The 18,843-nt window shown below is 38.9% G+C and carries 13 protein-coding genes; 4 read left to right on the top strand and 9 right to left on the bottom strand.

The genetic code is table 11. The features are described from left to right. Nucleotides 1-170 precede the first annotated feature (170 nt). Nucleotides 171-641, top strand: coding sequence for an NACHT C-terminal helical domain 2-containing protein (locus H6G73_RS23275; RefSeq protein ID WP_190608786.1), 471 nt, complete (start codon nt 171-173; stop codon nt 639-641). Here H6G73_RS23275 and dpdD read toward each other — a convergent pair. The 3 genes from dpdD to H6G73_RS23260 are packed head-to-tail and all read right to left on the bottom strand — an operon-like array spanning nt 630 to nt 3,924. Further along, nucleotides 630-2,918 carry a protein DpdD gene (gene dpdD, locus H6G73_RS23270; RefSeq protein ID WP_190608784.1) on the bottom strand — a complete coding sequence of 763 codons (2,289 nt, stop codon included), beginning with the start codon at nt 2,916-2,918 and terminating at the stop codon, nt 630-632. The two genes, H6G73_RS23275 and dpdD, sit on opposite strands and share 12 nt — an antisense overlap. 4 nt (nt 2,919-2,922) lie before the next feature. Then, a complete protein-coding gene (gene dpdK, locus H6G73_RS23265; protein ID WP_190608782.1) occupies nt 2,923-3,429 on the bottom strand; it encodes a phospholipase D-like domain-containing protein DpdK in 507 nt (168 codons plus the stop codon). Nucleotides 3,430-3,435: 6 nt separating this feature from the next. Further along, a complete protein-coding gene (locus H6G73_RS23260) occupies nt 3,436-3,924 on the bottom strand; it encodes a hypothetical protein (protein WP_313949062.1) in 489 nt (162 codons plus the stop codon). 396 nt (nt 3,925-4,320) lie between these two features. Here H6G73_RS23260 and H6G73_RS23255 point away from each other — a divergent pair, with 396 nt between their 5' ends. The 3 genes from H6G73_RS23255 to H6G73_RS24240 are packed head-to-tail and all read left to right on the top strand — an operon-like array spanning nt 4,321 to nt 7,688. Further along, nucleotides 4,321-5,442, top strand: coding sequence for a DUF262 domain-containing protein (locus tag H6G73_RS23255; RefSeq protein ID WP_190608780.1), 1,122 nt, complete (start codon nt 4,321-4,323; stop codon nt 5,440-5,442). Continuing rightward, nucleotides 5,442-6,827, top strand: coding sequence for a DUF3696 domain-containing protein (locus H6G73_RS23250; RefSeq protein ID WP_190608778.1), 1,386 nt, complete (start codon nt 5,442-5,444; stop codon nt 6,825-6,827). Before H6G73_RS23255 ends, H6G73_RS23250 begins: the two co-directional genes overlap by 1 nt. A 3-nt stretch (nt 6,828-6,830) precedes the next feature. Then, nucleotides 6,831-7,688, top strand: coding sequence for a hypothetical protein (locus H6G73_RS24240; RefSeq protein ID WP_199317838.1), 858 nt, complete (start codon nt 6,831-6,833; stop codon nt 7,686-7,688). A gap of 33 nt (nt 7,689-7,721) precedes the next feature. Here the strand turns inward: H6G73_RS24240 and dpdJ are convergent, their stop codons facing one another. The 6 genes from dpdJ to H6G73_RS23215 form a co-directional block, all read right to left on the bottom strand. Then, nucleotides 7,722-12,248 carry a protein DpdJ gene (gene dpdJ, locus H6G73_RS23240; protein ID WP_190608777.1) on the bottom strand — a complete coding sequence of 1,509 codons (4,527 nt, stop codon included), beginning with the start codon at nt 12,246-12,248 and terminating at the stop codon, nt 7,722-7,724. A gap of 248 nt (nt 12,249-12,496) precedes the next feature. After that, on the bottom strand, nt 12,497-13,291 hold the full coding sequence (locus H6G73_RS23235) for a hypothetical protein (RefSeq protein ID WP_190608775.1): 795 nt from the start codon (nt 13,289-13,291) through the stop codon (nt 12,497-12,499). Nucleotides 13,292-13,317: 26 nt separating this feature from the next. After that, a complete protein-coding gene (locus H6G73_RS23230; RefSeq protein ID WP_190608773.1) occupies nt 13,318-13,587 on the bottom strand; it encodes a hypothetical protein in 270 nt (89 codons plus the stop codon). Nucleotides 13,588-13,626: 39 nt separating this feature from the next. Next, on the bottom strand, nt 13,627-16,401 hold the full coding sequence (gene dpdH / locus H6G73_RS23225) for a protein DpdH (protein ID WP_190608771.1): 2,775 nt from the start codon (nt 16,399-16,401) through the stop codon (nt 13,627-13,629). Beyond that, nucleotides 16,398-17,276, bottom strand: a complete 879-nt coding sequence (gene dpdG / locus H6G73_RS23220; RefSeq protein WP_190608770.1) for a protein DpdG — start codon at nt 17,274-17,276, stop codon at nt 16,398-16,400. Before dpdG ends, dpdH begins: the two co-directional genes overlap by 4 nt. Then, nucleotides 17,273-18,843: helicase-related protein (locus tag H6G73_RS23215; protein WP_277925200.1), on the bottom strand; the 1,571-nt coding region annotated here is incomplete at its 5' end. The genes dpdG and H6G73_RS23215, both read right to left, overlap by 4 nt.

The raw sequence follows: 18,843 nt of genomic DNA, 5'->3' as shown, positions 1-18,843 counted from the left end.
CAAGGACGTTCTGTTATTGACTTTTTTGACCAAGCTATCAAAGCAATGGTTAACCCTGCTGTGCAGACTCCTTCTTTAATTCCTCACATTTAGACCTGAATCCTTACATTGAAGATTTAGAAATTGAATCTAGCTCTTATATTTATCTTGCCCATGAACTAGGGCTAAAGTTGGAACTTTACCTAAACTGTGCGCTCAACGATGCTGTCACTTTATTTAGTATTTTTAACGGTACTCTAGAATATGAAATTGAAGACGACGAAGTTAGTAATACTGCTTTATGTCTGAATCAGTACATTGATACCATTATCAAACTTGACATTGTTCCACAATTCAAGCAAACTCTTCAAGAACTGAAGGAGCTATTGCCTGATTGGATGGATACTTGGGAAATATATTATCAGGAATGGTGGCAAGTTGAAGGTCAATCTTGGATTGAAAAAATGAGAGATGCAACTATAAAGTATAGTAATATAGGTCACGATTGGAAATTTAGTGATAAGCAAAAAAAGCTACTCAAGCAGTATTATGATGCCAATATGCTGCTTTTAGATTGTCTGAACCAAAGTAAAGTATCTCCCGAAGTTCGCTCACTTATCGAAGACAACCTATTTTTACCCCTTGATTCATCACCCAACTAAATACTCACGAATTACCCTTAGCATACTTGCACGACCTTTACTATTAACTAAAAGAATCGGCGCAAGCTGTGATGGACGATGGGCTTCAATAAAACCTGTGGCGGCGTGTTTGGCACTAGCTGTTACCATGACAACAATATCAGAATTTCTTACCCACTGACGCAGCCTATCATTACCCCCTTTATCATGGCTGAGGTAAACTGTAACCTCTTGGCAAGCAGCTTCCAAAATGCTTTTCACCCTTAAGGCTGCGGATTCTGTCAAGGTGTAAATTAAAATAGATTTCCCCTTGAGTTTTTGGAAGATATTCGCTTCAACCTCAATACTTGGTTCTACCAAACTTGCTTGTTCACCGAGTAAATTTGGCAGTGATGCTTGCAAGTTAAGGTCTTTCACCAGAGAGCGAAAAATCCCCCATTGAGTCTCGTCAATACGTCCGGCAAAGCGGCGCAGACTTTCAGCAACCGTAAATAATAACTGTTCGCGCCTCTGGGGGGCTGCACATGGGTACAATACGAGTAGGTCAAGCAGGTCAAGCATCCAGTCAACCTTTTTCGGGGAGTTGTAGCGATGCCAGAGTTCCCAAGCATGGTCTAGAATTGCGCTATATATGCCTGCGTCAATTCCCAAAGTTAAAAGCGCGATCGCTAAATCATTGAACAAAATCAAATCAGCATCTCCACCGTGGGTACTAATAACTAGCAATATTAGTAACGAGTGGTAAAGAATCAAAAATTCGCTACGGGGAAATTGCTCATCTTTTTGAAAAAATGCTAACAAGTGGGGAAGGGCATTGTGCAGCACAGACTCAGCTTTTGAGCCGACTTGATCTAACAATTGGTCAAACTCTGCTACTGCTTGCGGCTGTGTCAGCAAACTGGTGACATCCCACTCAGCAGAACCTTGGTATGCAGTATGTAAGGCTCGTTCCCAATTTGGGTCTTTGTCCAACTGTAATAACCACTCTAGCCAATTGGTTGGGACAGTTTCGGCTGTTGGGGTGTCTGTTGGTGTATCTTCTTGACTTCCCGACAATTGGGTAAGAAAATTTCGGTTCCAACGTACCTTAAGCAAGGCTGTTTGCTCGTCATCAGTCAGTGCATCAAAGGCTTGCAATGCAGCTTTTTCTACTGCCAAGGTTCCCAATTCGTAAGCACATTGCAAGAGTAAGCGAACTTTCTCTTTCGATGAGGGCGCATCACAGAGTAATGAAAAGGCTTGGTCAAAGTCTCCATCCTTGCATAGCTGTTCAGCTCGTTGCAATTCCCCAGCATCCCACTCTATATGCTTTTCTAACTCAGGAGGGACAATATCAGGTAGGAGCGCAGCTAACTTTTGTAGATAGTGGCGATCGCTCTCCTCCACTCCTGGAATTGCCAGCAGTTCGTCACGGAGGGCAGGTTGTGGTGATTCTCCACCAACAGCCAGTAGCATAAATAATTTCAACACTTCTGGGAGCTTACTACCAGCACGCACCGCGAAAAGATTACTGTAACGGGGGAAAATGACTTCTCGGAAATAGGCTACAGCACTGGTGAGGGCGTTATTTTCTTCAAAATGTTGCAGATGGGTGCGGTACACTGCCTGAAGTAAAGCTTGGGTAACAGCAAAGGATCGGCGAACCTGTAAGAGATTAGTCGATTCTAGAAGGTTAAGTAACTCATTCCATTGCTGTAGTTCTGCTAAGAGTTGTACCCGCAAAAATAAGAGATTAAGGGCATCTAGGCGATGCTGGTCTAGGAGGTATTGCAGGGATTTTTCGGCTGAAACGCGATCACCGGCTTGCAGTGCCATGTAAAAGTCCCGCAGTACCCGACCCGTAGGCAGAGGAATTTCTACCACCCGCTTGAGGCGGCGATCGCTTACTCGGCGCATCTGTTCTAAAGCTTCCCAAATCACTGTCGCCTGTCCAGTTAATTTGACGGCTGCACCGCCTGTAAATTCGTGAATTGCTAATTCTACAGGGTCTTGCAGGTTGAGTTGCGATCGTTGTCCCCGGAATGTAGAGTAGGTGGGGCCAACGAATGCCATCAATTCTTCACTCAATGAGCGTAATTGGCGTTGGCTTTGGGCTATGCCATACCAATCTACACCTCCTTCACGCCAACGGGGAAGAACAGTAGGTTGAGGTTCAGCTTGGGTCAGTCGTTCCACCCAAGGGCGAATTTTAGCATGGTTGCCTTCGCCACGTTCAATTTTGCCCAGGTCTAATTGATTACCTGCACCAAAGAACTGCTCTAGGAAACGGCGGACATCGGTATTGCTTGGATTACTCATGGCGCTACTGCCCCCAACGGTGAGCAAAAATTACCTGTTGTTCGGCGATCGTTTCTGGGGATGTGTCATAAATGACTGCTTCCTCATTAACTGTAATACCGTTGTAGGTAAAATTCATCGAACCCGCCAGATAATACCCGCCTCCCAGGATACCTTTTGCGTGTAATTCTTCAGTAATGTGAATGTGGCAGTTTGTGCTGTTATTTCTAACCTTGAGTGCTGACAGAAAAGTATGGTTGTGGGAGTCGGGACGGGTGGCGATGTGTATAGTTGTTCCCTGTGTCGCTAGGGTAGTGAGGACTTGGGAAAGAGGAATATGGGAACGACTCCAAGCTGGTTCTAGGCAAAGGAAGGTGTTAGCAGTGTTATCAATAACAGGTATGTCAGATAGCCAGGGGGAAACCAGCCAGATACATTGACTAGGATTAATGAGTTCGGCGACGAAAATAGTTTGGAGTAAGTCAGGGATTTGGCGGGAACTTAGCCGCGAGTGGATATAGCGGGAAGGCATTTAATGTTATTCAATTTGAGCAGATTCTTGTTGTAAATTTTGGCACGAGCGCAAATATTCTAGAATCAGCAAGCGTAAGTAATCTAGCATTCTAATATAAACTTTTATTTGCTTGTAGTCTCCATTCTTTACAAAGTAAAATTGAGCAATAGCTGGAACATCAAAGACGTGCATAGTTTGCAATCGCTCAATTGCTTGCTGTTCGTTTTCAATCCTACCCCTTGCCTGAATTTGACTGGCATAGCCTCGGATATCCACTGTTAACAGTTCGATTTCCTCTAAAACAGTAAATTCTTCATCAGAAACTGGTGATAGAGAAGCTAATTTTTTTCGTTCTTCTTTGGTGTTTTTATAATCTTCAGTTAACTGCTGTAATAGATGAGCGATGTAGTTTTTCGTAATTTCAGGGTTTTGAGTATTGAGCGTTGCTTTAGTCATCATTCTGATACCAGAAGGTATTAAGGATGAGGGTTGAACCATCAATTCAGTAGTCATTGTGTGTTCACAGTGTCTTTGGCTCTATTGTGCCTCAATTAATCGATGATTTTGGCGGTGTGGATGAGTGTGATTGCATAAGATATCCGCTAGCATAACTCCCAGACCTTTTATATGCAGCAAGGTGCTGATGATGTTATCGATAGCGAGGAGGATGTCGAATATCCAGGAAAAGACGAGCCACACGTATTGGTTATGAGTAATAAGTTTGACAACAAAAATTGTTTGAAGTGAGTCGTTATTGGGCGGAAGCTTAGGCGGGAGTGGATATAGCGAGAGGTATTTAAGAACTAAGACAAGCTTAGAGATGTCATAATCAAATTGTTGCCCTCTTTAAGTTTCGTTGCAAATATGGATAATGTAGTGTACTCAAAATAGGCAAAAAGGTAAAGGAAAATGAATAGGGATGAACAAGATTACAAAAATATCATCGTAACTGATGAGGACACGATTGAAGAAGACAGTGGTAGTAGCGGTGGTTTGTATCCTTATGATCCAACTGAAGCAGATATAGATATTAGAGAAGACTCTCAAACTATCTTTGAGTTAATGAGGAAATATGATAATCGCAAACTTATCATTGACCCAGATTTTCAACGCAATGTAGTTTGGAGACCGGAGCAAAAAAGTCAGTTTATAGAATCTGTTATACTTAATTTCCCCTTACCTCCTTGGTATGTTAATCAAACTACAGATGGTAAGTACATTATTGTAGATGGTTTGCAGCGTACTACTACTCTGCATGAATTTGTCAATGATAAGTTTATATTAACAGGTTTAGAAGCTTTAACTCAACTGAATGGTTATAACTTCTCGGAACTAAAAGAGTTGCCAGGAGATTATCAAACCAAAATAGAAGACAAGAAATTAAATATATACGTTATTAGGCCCTCTGTACCAGTTAAAGTAGTATACGACATTTTTAATAGAATTAATACTAAAGGGACACAGCTTGAACGTCAAGAAGTTAGAAATTGTATTTTCTCTGGTAAATCGACTAAACTTTTAAAAGAATTATCAGAGCAAGAGTATTTTAAAAAAGCTATTGATAATGGAATATCACCCAAAAGGATGAAAGATAGAGAGGTGATTTTGCGCTATTTAGCATTTAAAATTTTTGATTATGAAAAAGATTATCAGGGCGATTTAAGTAATTTTGTTGAAAGTGCGATGAAAATAATTAATTTGATGTCTGATGAAAAAATAAGCGAATTAAAGAGGGATTTTGAACGGGTGATGAAGAAAAGTTTTGATTTTTTCGGCAATAAGAATTTTCGTTTACCATCTAGAGAAAACAGGGGAAGAATAAATATTGCTATTTTTGAATCAGTCTCTTATTTTTTCTCTGTCAATAGTGATGAATTTTTAGATTCAAATAAAGAACGTATTAAAACAAATTTTAATAAATTATTAGAAAATGAAGATTATTTGGAATCAATTAGATATGCTACAAGCAGTAAATCTAGGGTTTTAATTAGGTTTAAACTAGCACAATCAATTTTAGGAAATATAGATTAATGCTAACTAAAATAGAATTAGAAAATTTTAAATGTTTTAAGGGGAGAGTTGTTTTTCCTCTAAGACAAATCAACTTGCTGACTGGTATTAATGGCAATGGTAAATCAACTCTTCTTCAGTCTTTGCTTTTAATGAGGCAATCTATTGAACATAACGCTACAACTTCTCAAATTATCCTAAATGGTAAATGCATTAACTTAAACAGCTTTAATGATATTAGAAATACAAATAATTCAAGAAAGGAAGATATTGTATTTAAATATTTTTATATGAATAAATTATATGAAAAAGATGTTTTGTTACTTAACAATCCAGAATTGGAAGAAAAGAATGATGAATATATAAAAAATACAGGTTTTATAGAGTATTGTTTATCCGAGAATTTAGAAGATGATATGGTAGCTCAAATAAAAAAAATAGAGTTTTTTAATGAAATAGAAATTTATCAGCATCTTCAAAATCAATTTAATAGCAAATTTTATCAAATTTATGGAAGATGCCAATCAAGATTTATAGAGATTTTCAAAAAGATATGGTTCGATTTTGAAGTATCCATACAGGATAATAAAGAAAAAAAAATAGAGATTAATGGAAGCGGAACTGTACGTGACTTGATGCCTCCGATTACTGAATTTAAATTGGATGACAAAGTAATTATTGACTCAAGCATATTACATCAGTCTATATTTAGTCGTATTCATTACATTTCTGCTGACCGTTTAGGCCCACAAGAATTTTATTTGAAGTCTACCCTAACGAGTTTTCCAAATGTAGGTGCTAAAGGGGAGTTGACAGTTAATTTATTATATAAAAAGAAAGATGATTTAGTTAATGAGAATTTATGTTTGGGGGAAGATGCAAAGACATTAGCTACACAGACAGAGGAATGGCTTAATGAAATTTTTGGCGGTGCGAAAGTAGAAATTCCTAACTCTGATAGTAATATTCTTGAACTTTTGTTTAACACTAATAAATCAAAAGACCGTTTTAAACCAGCTAATGTTGGATTTGGATACCATTGTATTTTGCCTATTATTGTGTCAGGTTTAATTGCTCAACCAGGTGATATACTAATTGTAGAAAATCCGGAAGCACATATACATCCAAAAGCGCAATCCCGATTAGCCCAATTTTTAGCTAGAGTTAGCAGTTGTGGCGTACAAGTTTTTATTGAATCACACAGTGACCATATTTTGAACGCTTTGCGAATCGCCGTTCTTGATACAATTGTCACTCCACAAGATTTAAGTATATTATATTTGCAGCAAAATTCGGAACAGCCAGTAGTGCAAATTCCTGTCCAACCCAATGGAGGAATTGAAGAATGGCCAGAAGGATTTTTTGACCAAATGGATAAAGATTTCTCTAGGCTTTTTGGAATGTAAGTAATGGAAATATTTATTAACGAAGTATCTTTAGAAGGGCAGTTTGTGACAGAGGTAGAGTTCCGGGATGCTATTAAAGTTTTTAACTCTATTTTTGAATTAATCAATCAAAAAATTAAAGATAAAGAACTTTATAAAGAAGATAGTAATATATATGCTAACTATGAAGCTATCAAAGGGTCTAATTTCAATGCTAGTCTTAATCAACTAAAAGATAAATCATTGAAAACTGCTTTTATTAATATCGTCTTCAATAAGTCGAACCCCAAAGAATGGCGTATATATCAGATGCATTCTTCAGAAGATTCATTTGATTGTTTAACTATTGATAATGATTATAAAGATGTTTGTGATACTTCTTTGGCAGAAGTAGCTGAACGAAAAAGTCAAAACGAAAGTAAGGAATATTTGTTAATTAATTTTATTAATTCTAGTTTTAGAATAACTCATCCACATATTAGTAGCTGTTGTTTAATTACAGTTATTAAAAATAATGTGGAAGACAATCAGATATGTATAGATGGTATTGATAGTAAACTAGCACTGGAATATTGGTTAGAAAATAAATTAAATCTAAGCTCACTAGAATATTCTTTAGATGTTACTGAACCTCCAAGAGATGAACAAACACTTTTACTAGATACAACAAGATTTCAAAAAACTTCACGAAAGTATGATGGCAGATGTATTTATTGTGAATTGCCTACAGGAATGTATTGGTATGTAGATAATTTACATTATGGTAAAGCTGCTCACTTAGAAGTTTTTGATAAAAGAGGATGTCATCTTGGGGAAGCTGACTTGCAAGGAAACATTGATACTAGTAAAAAAGATAAAAACAAAACTATTAATTTGTCCTAATAATTGCTTTCTTTTAAGTTAGTGACTTTAATATCACTGCACAGTTTCTCTGACTCGCAACTGCACTGCAAAACCAAGGAGATGTCTTTGCACACCCTCCACCGCAGGATAAACCTGCAAAAACCCAACTTCCATCGGTTCCACTGCCAAACTCAAAATCGCTGACTTTAAATCTCCTTGTGCGTCAGGACGCGCTATCAACGAAACCGATGCACCTTGCTTAAACGCATCCTCCACCTGTTCCCGCCAGTCGGGTTCATCCAACCAAACAGTGCGATCGCCCACTTGCAAAACATCCAGTAAAATTTCTCTATCAGCATCGGGAATCACAGCAAAGGGATTATAGGAAGATAAGGCACGCGATCGCACTATATTTCCCCTTGCCCACAACAGTCCATAAATCACTTGAAATCGCCAATAGGGATTAGGCTGCAATAAACCAAGATGCGACAACGCCCGATCCAATTGGTCATTATTGCTAACTACATAGGCAAAAACCCGCCCATCAATTTCGATACCTAAGCGTTGTTCTTCTGTATGCCACAAACTAATTAAATTCAACAGCAGTTGATCGGTTTCAGGGTTACTCCCTGGACGCAAAACCCTGGCGTTAATTGCACTCATCACTGGATGTATTGCCAAAATTCCCGCAGAGGACAAGACTTGATGCAAGCGCTCGCTTGCTTGTTTCAATTCACCATATCCCTGCGCTAACCGCACCTCTGCCATTGCATCAGCAACTTCCACACTGGTTTGGGTTAACTCCAGTAACCGAGTCAGTTCTGAATCCACAATCTCAAAATCCGAAGCTGCCAACGCACTCCCCGCCAACCGGAAAAAATTCGCCGGGTCAGCTGCATAACGCCGTAAAATCTCCTCAATCACCCCACCACCGCCAATGGTAGACTCAGTAATCCAGATTTCTTCGCCCTCACTCTCAACAGTTACATCTGCTGGACGCGGCCCCGGATCAATATCTAAAATCAAGTCGCCCACATCAAAATGAGGACACAACTGATTGCAAGCATCCAGCAAAGCCCCTCCCAAAGTTGCTTTGAACCGTAATGCTGCCCAAGTGTGCCATTCCTCATCCGGTTCTGACCAAAGAACTGATGCCAAGTCGTTTAAAATAATTTGAATTGTGTCCGTCCTGCAAAGTGCTAGCAATCTGTCATGTACCCTCTGCCTTTCTTGTATCTGGCCTGGTAACGACTCCTCGCCATCTTCAAGTAAGGTTTCCTTGACATCCAATGTTTGGAAGATATTGTCTAAAACCCTTGCCATTTCCTGACCCATATCTTCTTCTAAAAGAATCTCAAACGCTTCAGCCAAAGAAATTTGGTCTGTTAAGGCACGGGCAGTGAGCATTGATATGTATATTTGATAAAGCCACTCCCGTTGAAAGACATTGGTTAACTCGCACAACCGGATATCTGTCAATACTCGATGTCGGAAATAAGCTGTCCGAAAGGCGCGAATCTTATTTTGATTAAAGTCGCTAGGATTGAGGCGAAACTGAGACGGAATGCAAAAACGAAATACCAGACCATCAACGGATTGGGCAAATCCGACAGCCGTCGGACTACTGTCCTGTTTCTGGGTAAAGTGAATGGTGGTATCAAGTTCCTGGCCATTGTCGAAGCGGATGTTAGCATGGGATGCTATGGCAAACCGCCGTACCTCTACTGGTGATTGTTGACTGTGAGTAAAGCAACAAACTTCTGAGAGAATTTCGCACCACGGGGAACCTTGAGGTAGGTCGAGTTTTGTTCCAGATTCCGGTGGTATGATTTGACTACGCCATTCCAATTGAGCATTAGAGGTAATTGAAATCTTTGCTGGCACTTGAGTTGGCTTAATCGCCCAAGGACGAATGCAGCGAATATCTACAACCTCTCCATTGTGCCAAAACTGAAAATTCCCCGCTTCTTCAAATTCAGCACAATAATCTTCTACGGGTAAGTATTGTTCTCTTTGTTGTAAGTTAGGTGGGGCAATCCAGTGAGTTGCATAGATATGCTGCACTCCAAAGCGGCGCGTCGCCCTGCCTGGGGTAAAAGTTTTCAGGGCTTGGACGATGGGCATGGAGTTGACATCTGGTTCACTGTTACGCGTCTGCGCTGGTGTAGTAATTGTTACTTCTGGTAACAGCAGGTCGCTAAATAAATTCGGGGGGACAAAATCCGGTAATGGGTCGTGAGTTTGGTAGTCTTGGTCTGACTCATCTGGATGAATAGGAAGACGCTTCCATCCAGATTCTAAACGCCGTAGCAAAGTGGGAAGTACCGCCATCATTAATGACCTTGGCGGTTCCCAGAGAATTGCTTCGACCTCATCTTGAGTGAGGTGTAGTGCTGTTTGCAGATATGCAGCTAAGTTTTGTTCCCCAGCTTCCGTTTCCAGAATGTTTTTAATCAGTTTTATCTCTTGTTGCTGGCGGTTATTTGAGTATGAATACGGTTTGGCAAAGTCATTCCATACACTTCCTTTGCTAGCAGTAACTAATTGCTGTGCTACCCAATCTATGAAGGCGAATACAGCTTGAATGCGGATAACATAGCGGTTAGCAATAGGTAGAGAACGCTTTTCTAAAACGGGGTTAAACAGCATATCGTAGCCTTGATAGGCAATGCGATCGCGTCCATAATCAGAAAGTACCACCACCGTCCAAGGTCGCATAATTCTGCGTCTTCCCGCCCGCCCTTTACGCTGGAGGAAAGATGCCATATCTCGCGGTGCTTTGTGCTGAATTACACCTCCAACTTCTGGGTCATTAAATCCCACTTCCAAGGAAGCAGTAGCAACAATCACATCTGCATCTGGTGTAACTCCGGTATCTTGAGAACTGGTGCGCCCAATGGTTAAAGGTCGTTGCAAGCCGTGACCGATTTCTTCGCATAATAACCAAGATTGACCAGCTATTAGCCGTTCTCTGCTATCTGCTACACTATGCGATCGCAAAGCTGCTAATGGCTGTCTTCCCCGCAAAGGACGACCCCAACTATCCCGGCCTTCAGCATCCAAAAGGTTGTGGAATAAGCGATTGGTAACATCTAAGTCATCGGTAAAGGCGAAAACACGAGAACCATAAAAACCTTTGCTGGGGGGTTCATCAGCCGGGTCTAGTATGCGCCGTAACAAAATCGCCGTTTGAATGCTGGTAGACAATAGACTTGTCCCAGATACGGGGTCGCCTCTAAGAACTAATTGATACTCCATCCCCTCAGCAATTTGGTCTTCAGTGGGGGAAATTTCCTCAATTGAACCCGGCTTTAAACCTGTAAGTTGACAGAAGAACTCGGCTGCACTTTCTAGGGTTGCTGAAAGTCCTGTAAACTGGACTTTTTGATTAATTATTCTTTGCCAACGCCGCAGCAAGTAGGCAACTTGCGCGCCGTGAACTCCTGTATAAGTATGTACTTCATCTAACAAGACGATTTGCGGAGGTTTAGCGGACGCGATGCCGAATACATGACCATAATAGGAGTTTCCCATCGACCGATTTAACATTTCTGTAGTGGTAAAAACCAGGTCTGGGGGAGTTTTCGCCATGCGATCGCGTGTCAAAATTACTTCATCTTCCTGAATTACAGTTGCACAGGACTGATTGAGACAATGAAGTTTCTCTTTACCACCTTCCAAGTCTGCGCGTCGCCAGGACAGCGCACCCTCACATTGGGGACACTGGAGATAAGGACAAGTAAACCCACCATCCTGGGATTCCCATTTATTCTCCACATTTTCTATAGTTGCGTTGTTAGGAGTCAGTCCAAAAAACGCACCAATGAGAATTTTCCGCTTACCTTCTGCTTTCAGGACAGCATCAAGGTGGCGTGCTTCCTGATAAGTTTCCGAAAATTGGTCTTTTAATAGTTCATTGCGGGGATAAATCGCCAGTCCCTTAGTCCAATATTCCTTGTTTTTCAGCAATCCCGTAATATGGGTTAATGCTGGGAGGTAAAATGCCAACGTCTTACCTGTTCCCGTTCCCGCACAGACAATCATCCCTCGGCTTTTGGTACTGTTGAGATCCCGCAGCATTCGGCTGGTGGCGCGTAACTGGAAATCTGCAAGTTGAACTTCACCACGCGGTGGTGAATTAAGGATAGCTGCAACAGCTTTTTGTCGGATCGGAGTTAATAGTTTATCTGCATCTAGCTGTTCAATTACTGTTTCAGGTGTAATATACCTTTGAGGATAAACTCTGGGACGGATTTGTAAGCGGTAGTCAGCCACTAAAGTAGGGGCTGTTTGCCAATTATTTTTAGGGAATAGTTGACGAAGCCGCGCAAATAATCTTATGGCTTCCGCCATTCTGGTACGGAAAAGACGGCGACCTCTAAGGTTAAATTCAAATAATAATCGCCGTTCCAGCATTTCATTAATTAAATCCCACATATCGACATCAGACTCATGATTATTCAGCAAGTCTGCTGCCATTTCTGCAATTTCTTCCTCCACAAATCCCCCATCCACAATTCCCCAGGTGAGGAGTGTTATTTCCTTCATCTCTAGCAAATTTAGGAATTGTTGAATTAAGGAATTTATCGAGGCATTCATAAATATAACAATGTAGATAATTAAAAGATTGTAGTAAGGACTTTAATCCTAATAAAATGAATACAACCGCTTAATAAAAACTAATTTTTTAACATAAGTTGATGTATTTCTACTAACTTACGTATTATTCTTAATTTATCAAGGTAAGTAGATGATGAACTGATTTCTACTGGCAAATTTATGAAAATCTGCAAAAATACACGTTTATCATTAGTCTTTTTATATCTGAAACAGATTGTAACTATTATTTAATTCAAGCGAATACGTAAGGAGCTAATGAGTCCATGCTGAATTAGCCACTCTTTTACTTCTGGAGTTAAAAGGTCAATAGTTGCCCCATAAGTAGCAGCAGTTTTAAGAAAGTTTTGTACATCTTCAGGTATTTGATCTGAACTCAGAGTAGCTAAAGATTGCCGCAATTCGTCAATTAAATTATCTATTCTATTAAATTCTTCGCTATTCTTGGGAAAATCCACTCCTTGAATTTGTTTCTCTAACATATAAATTCTATGAATGGTTGGTCTAAGTGTTACCAATCCAGCAAATATTTCTAGCATTTCTTTATTAGTGCTGGGTAGATGCTGATGAAGATAACTTGTCCAAGCTTGAATCAGGCTCTGGTGAAGTAAGTTTTTCAAACTTACTATATCTCTACTAAAAGTTTTACCGTTAAAGTTATCGTTATCAATAATCCATTCAGGGTTGTTTCGGAAATTTTCTTCAGCAAGAATAACAAATTTTAACAATTTATCCAATTTTTGATTTACATCAAAATTGATAATATTTTTTTGCTTAAAAGCTCTCACAGCAATAATAAGGGGCTTAATTTCTTGAACAGCCTTTGTAATTTCTTCTTGCCTTGATGTAAAGCCTTCAATTTGGTCAGCATACTTTTTAAAATCCAATTTAATTTTAGATAAATCAATGAGTCGCTGGCATTTATCCTTTAAAGATTCACGATTATTCTGAGAAATTTGATTAACATAATTAACAGTTTCGATATTTAAATTTAAGTTTTTACTGCTATCTAATATGTCTGTCATTTCATCCTCCAAAATTAATTGTTTGTTTACCCTTGAATTTCAGTGAGCAAGCTACGCAATTCTACTAAACCATCCTGAATTGCTTCATGACTTGATTCAACTGTCGCACCGCCGGATGTTTTTAAATCATTTATCTCTTTATTTACTGCTTCGAGAGAAATATCAAGAAAATTACTTGTATTCTTGAGGAATTCTGTAGCATCTGTCATAGCTTTTTGATAATTTTCGCTCAAATACTGAAGCAGTTTACCTGTTTTAGCTTCTGAATTTTCTTGCTCTATTTGGACACGTTTCATTGTTTCTACATAGCTAGAAAATCTAGTACGGTTAAACTGTTATAAGAGTAGGGTAAGGTCATCGAAGTTCTTCCGTCCACGAAATACACCTGATCCTCTAGCTGCTTCCATTGCCTGTTTTACGATGTTAACTAAATCTTTTTTCTTAATATCTTCTCCTAATTCATATACCAGAGAATGGTACACAGAAAGTTGACGATCGCTCTCTTCTTGAAGTGCTTTGTCTAACAATTCATCTACTTGTTGACGTACCTTACACAATTCTGGAAAGTTATCACGGACATCTTCAGGAATTTGATGTTGAGGTTGCCAAAATTTACGGATTTGTTCTAAAGGCTGTATAATTTGAACAGTATCAATTATTTGAAATGTAGAACTACTGCCTTTAGTACAAGCAATTCTACTTTTGATAATTTCTAATAATGCTTTCTGATTTCTCTTGAAAACATTAAAAAGCTGTTCCCAAGCTTTCGCACGAGTTATATTTTCATTGTTAGGTAAGTCAATAAATAAAGCATTAATCAAATCTTCCAGTTTATTAGTAGAATATCCTGCCATTGTGGCTGCGATCGCTAATAACTCCACCGTTGCTGGTACTGGGTTCCAGGGTTCTCCAGATTCACGGGGATAAAGGCGAATTTGCTCTAAGACGTACTGACTCCAGCGTTCTAGATACTTGGCATAGGCGCGAAAATAGCGATCGCCATCAGGAAACTTCCAAGTTTTATAATAGCTGTATAGTAAAATACCTTGAAAAGCGAATGCAGTTTCTGTAAACTCATTTGAGTCGTTTGGGTTGAGGGGTAGTGATAAAACAACCCCAGAATAAGTCCCTCTCTTGACTTTTGGATTGTAAAAAATTACATTCCTTTGCTGAAATAGTTTACCACCGCTACCTACAAAATTACCTTTTAGTAGCATTTCTGTATCCCATTCAATTCTTTGAGTAATAGCGGGAAAGACAAACTCACGAATATCTTTAGCGATAATGTCAGGAAGAATTTCTTGATTATTCCAACTGTCGAGAGCCTTTAATTTTTTGTTCAATGTCTCTGGTAGTTCTTGTACTGTTACCAGAGTTTCACTATCAGGTTCAGGACGAGTCTTGTATGATGTTTCGGAAGCAGCAGCGCGTGGTGTACCAGCATTAACTTCTGTTTGATGAATTTTGACTCCTAATGGAGGTAAACTAAAAGCTGTATGAACTTCTGTAGATAAATCGCAAAGTTCATTACTATTAGTCCAAAGGTCTAAGAGAATTTCACGACGTTCATAATTTTGAGGGTCTTTAGCTTTAATATCTAGCTGTAATTTATTACTCAGCCTCCTCCCAAAATGTTGTTGTAGAGTTACTGAAGGGAACTGGCCATTTTGAATATCATCATCTGAATTTTCTAAAGTGTACTTAACAACATCTTTAATTAAAATTCTTGGATTAAAATCGCTAGGGTTAACTCTACTAAACATCTGTACTAAAGCGTTAGGTGTAAATGGATAAAGTCCTATTCCATTAACAGCACCAAATCCAGCATGACAAGCTTGACGATATTCACACTCTGTACAATGGCTTATCAGGGGTTCTCTTTGAAAAACCTCTTGATCATGATAATTTGCCCAATCATCAATCACTTGTTCTTCTAAACGTACAGCGTTTAAATATCTACCAACAAATGCTTCAATATCAGCCTGAGTAATTAAAGATTGTTCACCAACTTTACCAATATCCAAGTTAACGCTAAAAGTAACACGTTGTTGTACTGTATCAATTAAACTTTCAAAATAACCCGTAGTACAAGCTAGTGCAGTCCGTATAGCGCATAATTGTTTACTTCCTGGTTGCTGGGGTCGTGCTAGGACAGCTTCTAATAATTCTCTATCAATACCTTGCAATTTAGCAAAATCTTCGATAAGTAAAACTAACTCAACACCTTGTTCTGCCAAAGTCTCGCGGACTTCCCGCATTAATCTTATTAAATCTTCGCGTCCCAAGTTCAAAACTTGGGTAATTGCTTCATCTAAATGCAGATTCAACCAATCAACAGTAGCTTTTTGAATATTATCGTCACCGATGAGAAGACTGTAAAATTCTTGAGCTTGTTTGCCTGCTTTTGGTAAATTCAAAACATTGAGAGGTAAATCATCTAGAGAAAATTTACGTCGTTCTTCAATAATTTCTACTTTATCTTGATATCCTAAAATATGAATAACTAAGCGATGAATAATCCCACCATCTTGAAGCCAATATTCTCGGAAGAATGGGTCATATAATAGAGAATCTAGTTCATCAACTAGGTAATTTTGCTCATCAGTGAGTTTAGAGCGATCGCGCCTACCATTATCTCCCACAGCTGCGGCTAATTGGTTGAGTAGTTGTACACGCGCTTGAGTTTCAGTTAAAGTATTGGTTGCTCGATTTACACGTTGACGATATTCCTCAAATTTTTCGCCCTCTATCCCTTCAAGAATCAGAGTGATAATATCTTTTAAGTTAGTTCCGATTTTGGGAATTAGTAATACTTTACGCTGGGGTGTAGATTTGATGTTAGCGGCTAACCAACGAATTAGGTGAGATTTGCCTGTTCCTGAACCGCCTAAAACAGGCACAAAAGCGAAATCTTTTTCAGCAAGAAAATCTCTGCGAAATTTCTCTTCATCATATTTAACCGATGATGATGCTTTAATCAATTCTTGACGATACATCGCCACTGGATGATGCGTTGCCAAAAACAGATGATTTGGCGACTGTGTTGCTTCTACATCCATCACCCGGCGAATCATATTAGGTTTCCAGCAAACAAAATTTTTAAAAGTCATAATTTTTCTCCTTGCCAGATAATATGAGAAATTCTTCCATCATCATCCACTTGATTATTTATTTTGGGTAAAAGCATCAAATCTGCATCTGATTTTCTCAGCAGCTTAACATAACCTTCTTCCTGAAGCCTAAATAAAGCAAAAGCTGTACTTGTAGAAAGATAATTAGGCTGACGAATGTCAACTTGTGATTCAACCTCTTCCCTAAATTTACCTGTTTCAAACAGAGGACATTTTCTTGCCAAACGAGTAATAAAATCTATTAGCAGAATTTCTTTATCCTCATTAAATATATGTTTAAAATTACGTTTAATATAAGCAATTGGGTCAGGCACAGTTATTCTTTTGCCTGCTAATGCTTGTCCCCAAGCTAAACCTAGATAACACATCCAGTCATCCAATTGACCATAAAGAGTGTTATTTGACATCTTTAAAAAATCACCAACTTTCTGTTTGTTTACTTGTATTTCTACTTCGTCCCAATTTCCTGGCGCATCATAAATATCCTGTGCTAAATACCAAGCACAAACACGACCAAAGTCTTCTTCATCTTCATTCTTGGAGGCAAAGAATAGTTCAGCCAGAGTATCAGGTAATAACTTGTCACCCAGTTGGGGATTACGAGCATTTTCTGGCAAATCTGAGTTAATGGCAATTTCTTCGTCTTCTTTAACTAAAAGACCTACTTTCACCATCTCATTAATTGTTGCACGCAGCATTGGACGTGGGGAAGGAGCATTTTTTACCAATTCATCAGGTGAGAGAATCTTTTCTAAAACTTCTATTTTCTCTCGTTGATTTTTAGTAGACAACAAATATCTAAAAACCCCTCTAACTCTGCTAGGTGTTGCCAGAGGTTGTTTTAAAACACTCATATACTAATCTCCATACAGAAGGTGTCAAATCTAAATTGCCGTCCTGAAAAAATATTTATCAGTAGTCTGTCTTCTCGATTCGGGTCTATTGTATTCATGGGAAGGATAATAATACGTGGACTATTGGATGTTTTATTTAATAAATATCGCTGGGGTAGGTTTGTTCCTGGAGGATGAAAAATTAAAGTGGGAATACGTGCCATCCGCATTGGCTCGTAAGTTGGAAATAAGAAAATCCAAGCGTTAGGTATTCTATTAACTTCTTTGATAAAATGTTGATGTTCTAGAGGAATAACAATATTCTTCATTCCCTGCTCGATTAACCATCTAAATAATTTGTTACCTCTTCGCATTTTATTTAATTGTTCAAGAGATTCATAAAAAATTAGGATTACGTTATCACCTGCTAGTAAGCGTTGAATTTCCGCACCTAAAAATGATTTAGTTTCCTGCCATACAGGTTGTGATGTCGGCATAACTCCAGCAAAAGCTGTTCTTTTATTTTTACGGCAAACAGGACAACCACCACAAGATTTAGAGACACTGACTGGACTTCTATTTATAAAAGTTGGTTTTTTAGTAATTGTGTAAGCCTCAGCAAATATTTCCGAAATACAACGCTTCGGCTGTAATGCTTCTCTCATTAATTGCAGATTTTTATAGCTCCAATTCTGGCGTTCTTGGCGAATAGGTTCTACTTCCCATTCCCAAACTTCGCGTTGTAGGTGCGAATCATTACGAATACTGATAAGCCGAGAATTACTATAATTGTCCCATGCTGCATCATAAGCTGCTGATGGATAGTCCTCCCGTTTTGGAGGTTCTTGGGAATCCATTTCAATTAAACCTGCTCGGCTCATTAGCGTTAGGGTGTGGATATTCCAAGCAGTGTTTTGTTCACTATTCATATCAATATCCCCACTTTGTAAAGAAGGTGGAATATTTATAGGTACACGAAACCCTTTTTCAGGGACTATTGTTTTTCTCGTAAACATACTCTGCCATCGCTCTAAACCCCGGTCGATAGTAATTGATGACTTATCATTAAGTGATTTAGCAATTTCTTGGTCTTGAGATGTATATAACGTCAGTGATATTGAAGCTTTACCATCTCTACCACCTCGTCCTACTTCTTGGTAAAAACGGTCAATAGTTTCAGGAATACAAACATGAATAACTGCACGGACATCTGACTGATCTACACCCAATCCAAAAGCAGAAGTAGCAACAACTATATCAATTTTTCTTTGTCGCCAATCTTGGATAAGCTTTAATCTTTGGTCAGCAGTAGATTTACCAGTCATCACTGCATATCTTTGAAAGCCAGCGCGATATAATTCCTTCGCCCAATATTCCACATCAGCAACTTTTGTACCATAAATAATTAACGGTCGTGGCAGATGATAAACTGCCTCAAGTAGTCGTTGCTTCCTAACTTCTTCAGTTTGACAATAAGCAAACTTATATCTTGCACCGGGAAATATGAATGTTAATTCCTTGACTAAGTAAGAAAGAACGCCTTCGCTCAAGATGAAGTAAAAAGGAAAACAAAAGGAATTGTGGAAAG

The sequence above is a fragment of the Richelia sinica FACHB-800 genome (genome assembly GCF_014698825.1).
In the GTDB taxonomy this organism is placed as follows: Bacteria; Cyanobacteriota; Cyanobacteriia; order Cyanobacteriales; family Nostocaceae; genus FACHB-800.
Note: the sequence above shows the minus strand (reverse complement) of the source record. Positions and strands in the feature narration are given on the sequence as shown.

What these genes read in the sequence shown, in the direction of transcription:
- dpdD (WP_190608784.1), bottom strand. Translation starts at nt 2,918, where the DNA reads ATGAGTAATCCAAGCAATACCGATGTCCGCCGTTTCCTAGAGCAGTTC.
- dpdK (WP_190608782.1), bottom strand. Translation starts at nt 3,429, where the DNA reads ATGCCTTCCCGCTATATCCACTCGCGGCTAAGTTCCCGCCAAATCCCT.
- H6G73_RS23260 (WP_313949062.1), bottom strand. Translation starts at nt 3,924, where the DNA reads ATGACTACTGAATTGATGGTTCAACCCTCATCCTTAATACCTTCTGGT.
- H6G73_RS23255 (WP_190608780.1), top strand. Translation starts at nt 4,321, where the DNA reads ATGAATAGGGATGAACAAGATTACAAAAATATCATCGTAACTGATGAG.
- H6G73_RS23250 (WP_190608778.1), top strand. Translation starts at nt 5,442, where the DNA reads ATGCTAACTAAAATAGAATTAGAAAATTTTAAATGTTTTAAGGGGAGA.
- H6G73_RS24240 (WP_199317838.1), top strand. Translation starts at nt 6,831, where the DNA reads ATGGAAATATTTATTAACGAAGTATCTTTAGAAGGGCAGTTTGTGACA.
- dpdJ (WP_190608777.1), bottom strand. Translation starts at nt 12,248, where the DNA reads ATGAATGCCTCGATAAATTCCTTAATTCAACAATTCCTAAATTTGCTA.
- H6G73_RS23235 (WP_190608775.1), bottom strand. Translation starts at nt 13,291, where the DNA reads ATGACAGACATATTAGATAGCAGTAAAAACTTAAATTTAAATATCGAA.
- H6G73_RS23230 (WP_190608773.1), bottom strand. Translation starts at nt 13,587, where the DNA reads ATGAAACGTGTCCAAATAGAGCAAGAAAATTCAGAAGCTAAAACAGGT.
- dpdH (WP_190608771.1), bottom strand. Translation starts at nt 16,401, where the DNA reads ATGACTTTTAAAAATTTTGTTTGCTGGAAACCTAATATGATTCGCCGG.
- dpdG (WP_190608770.1), bottom strand. Translation starts at nt 17,276, where the DNA reads ATGAGTGTTTTAAAACAACCTCTGGCAACACCTAGCAGAGTTAGAGGG.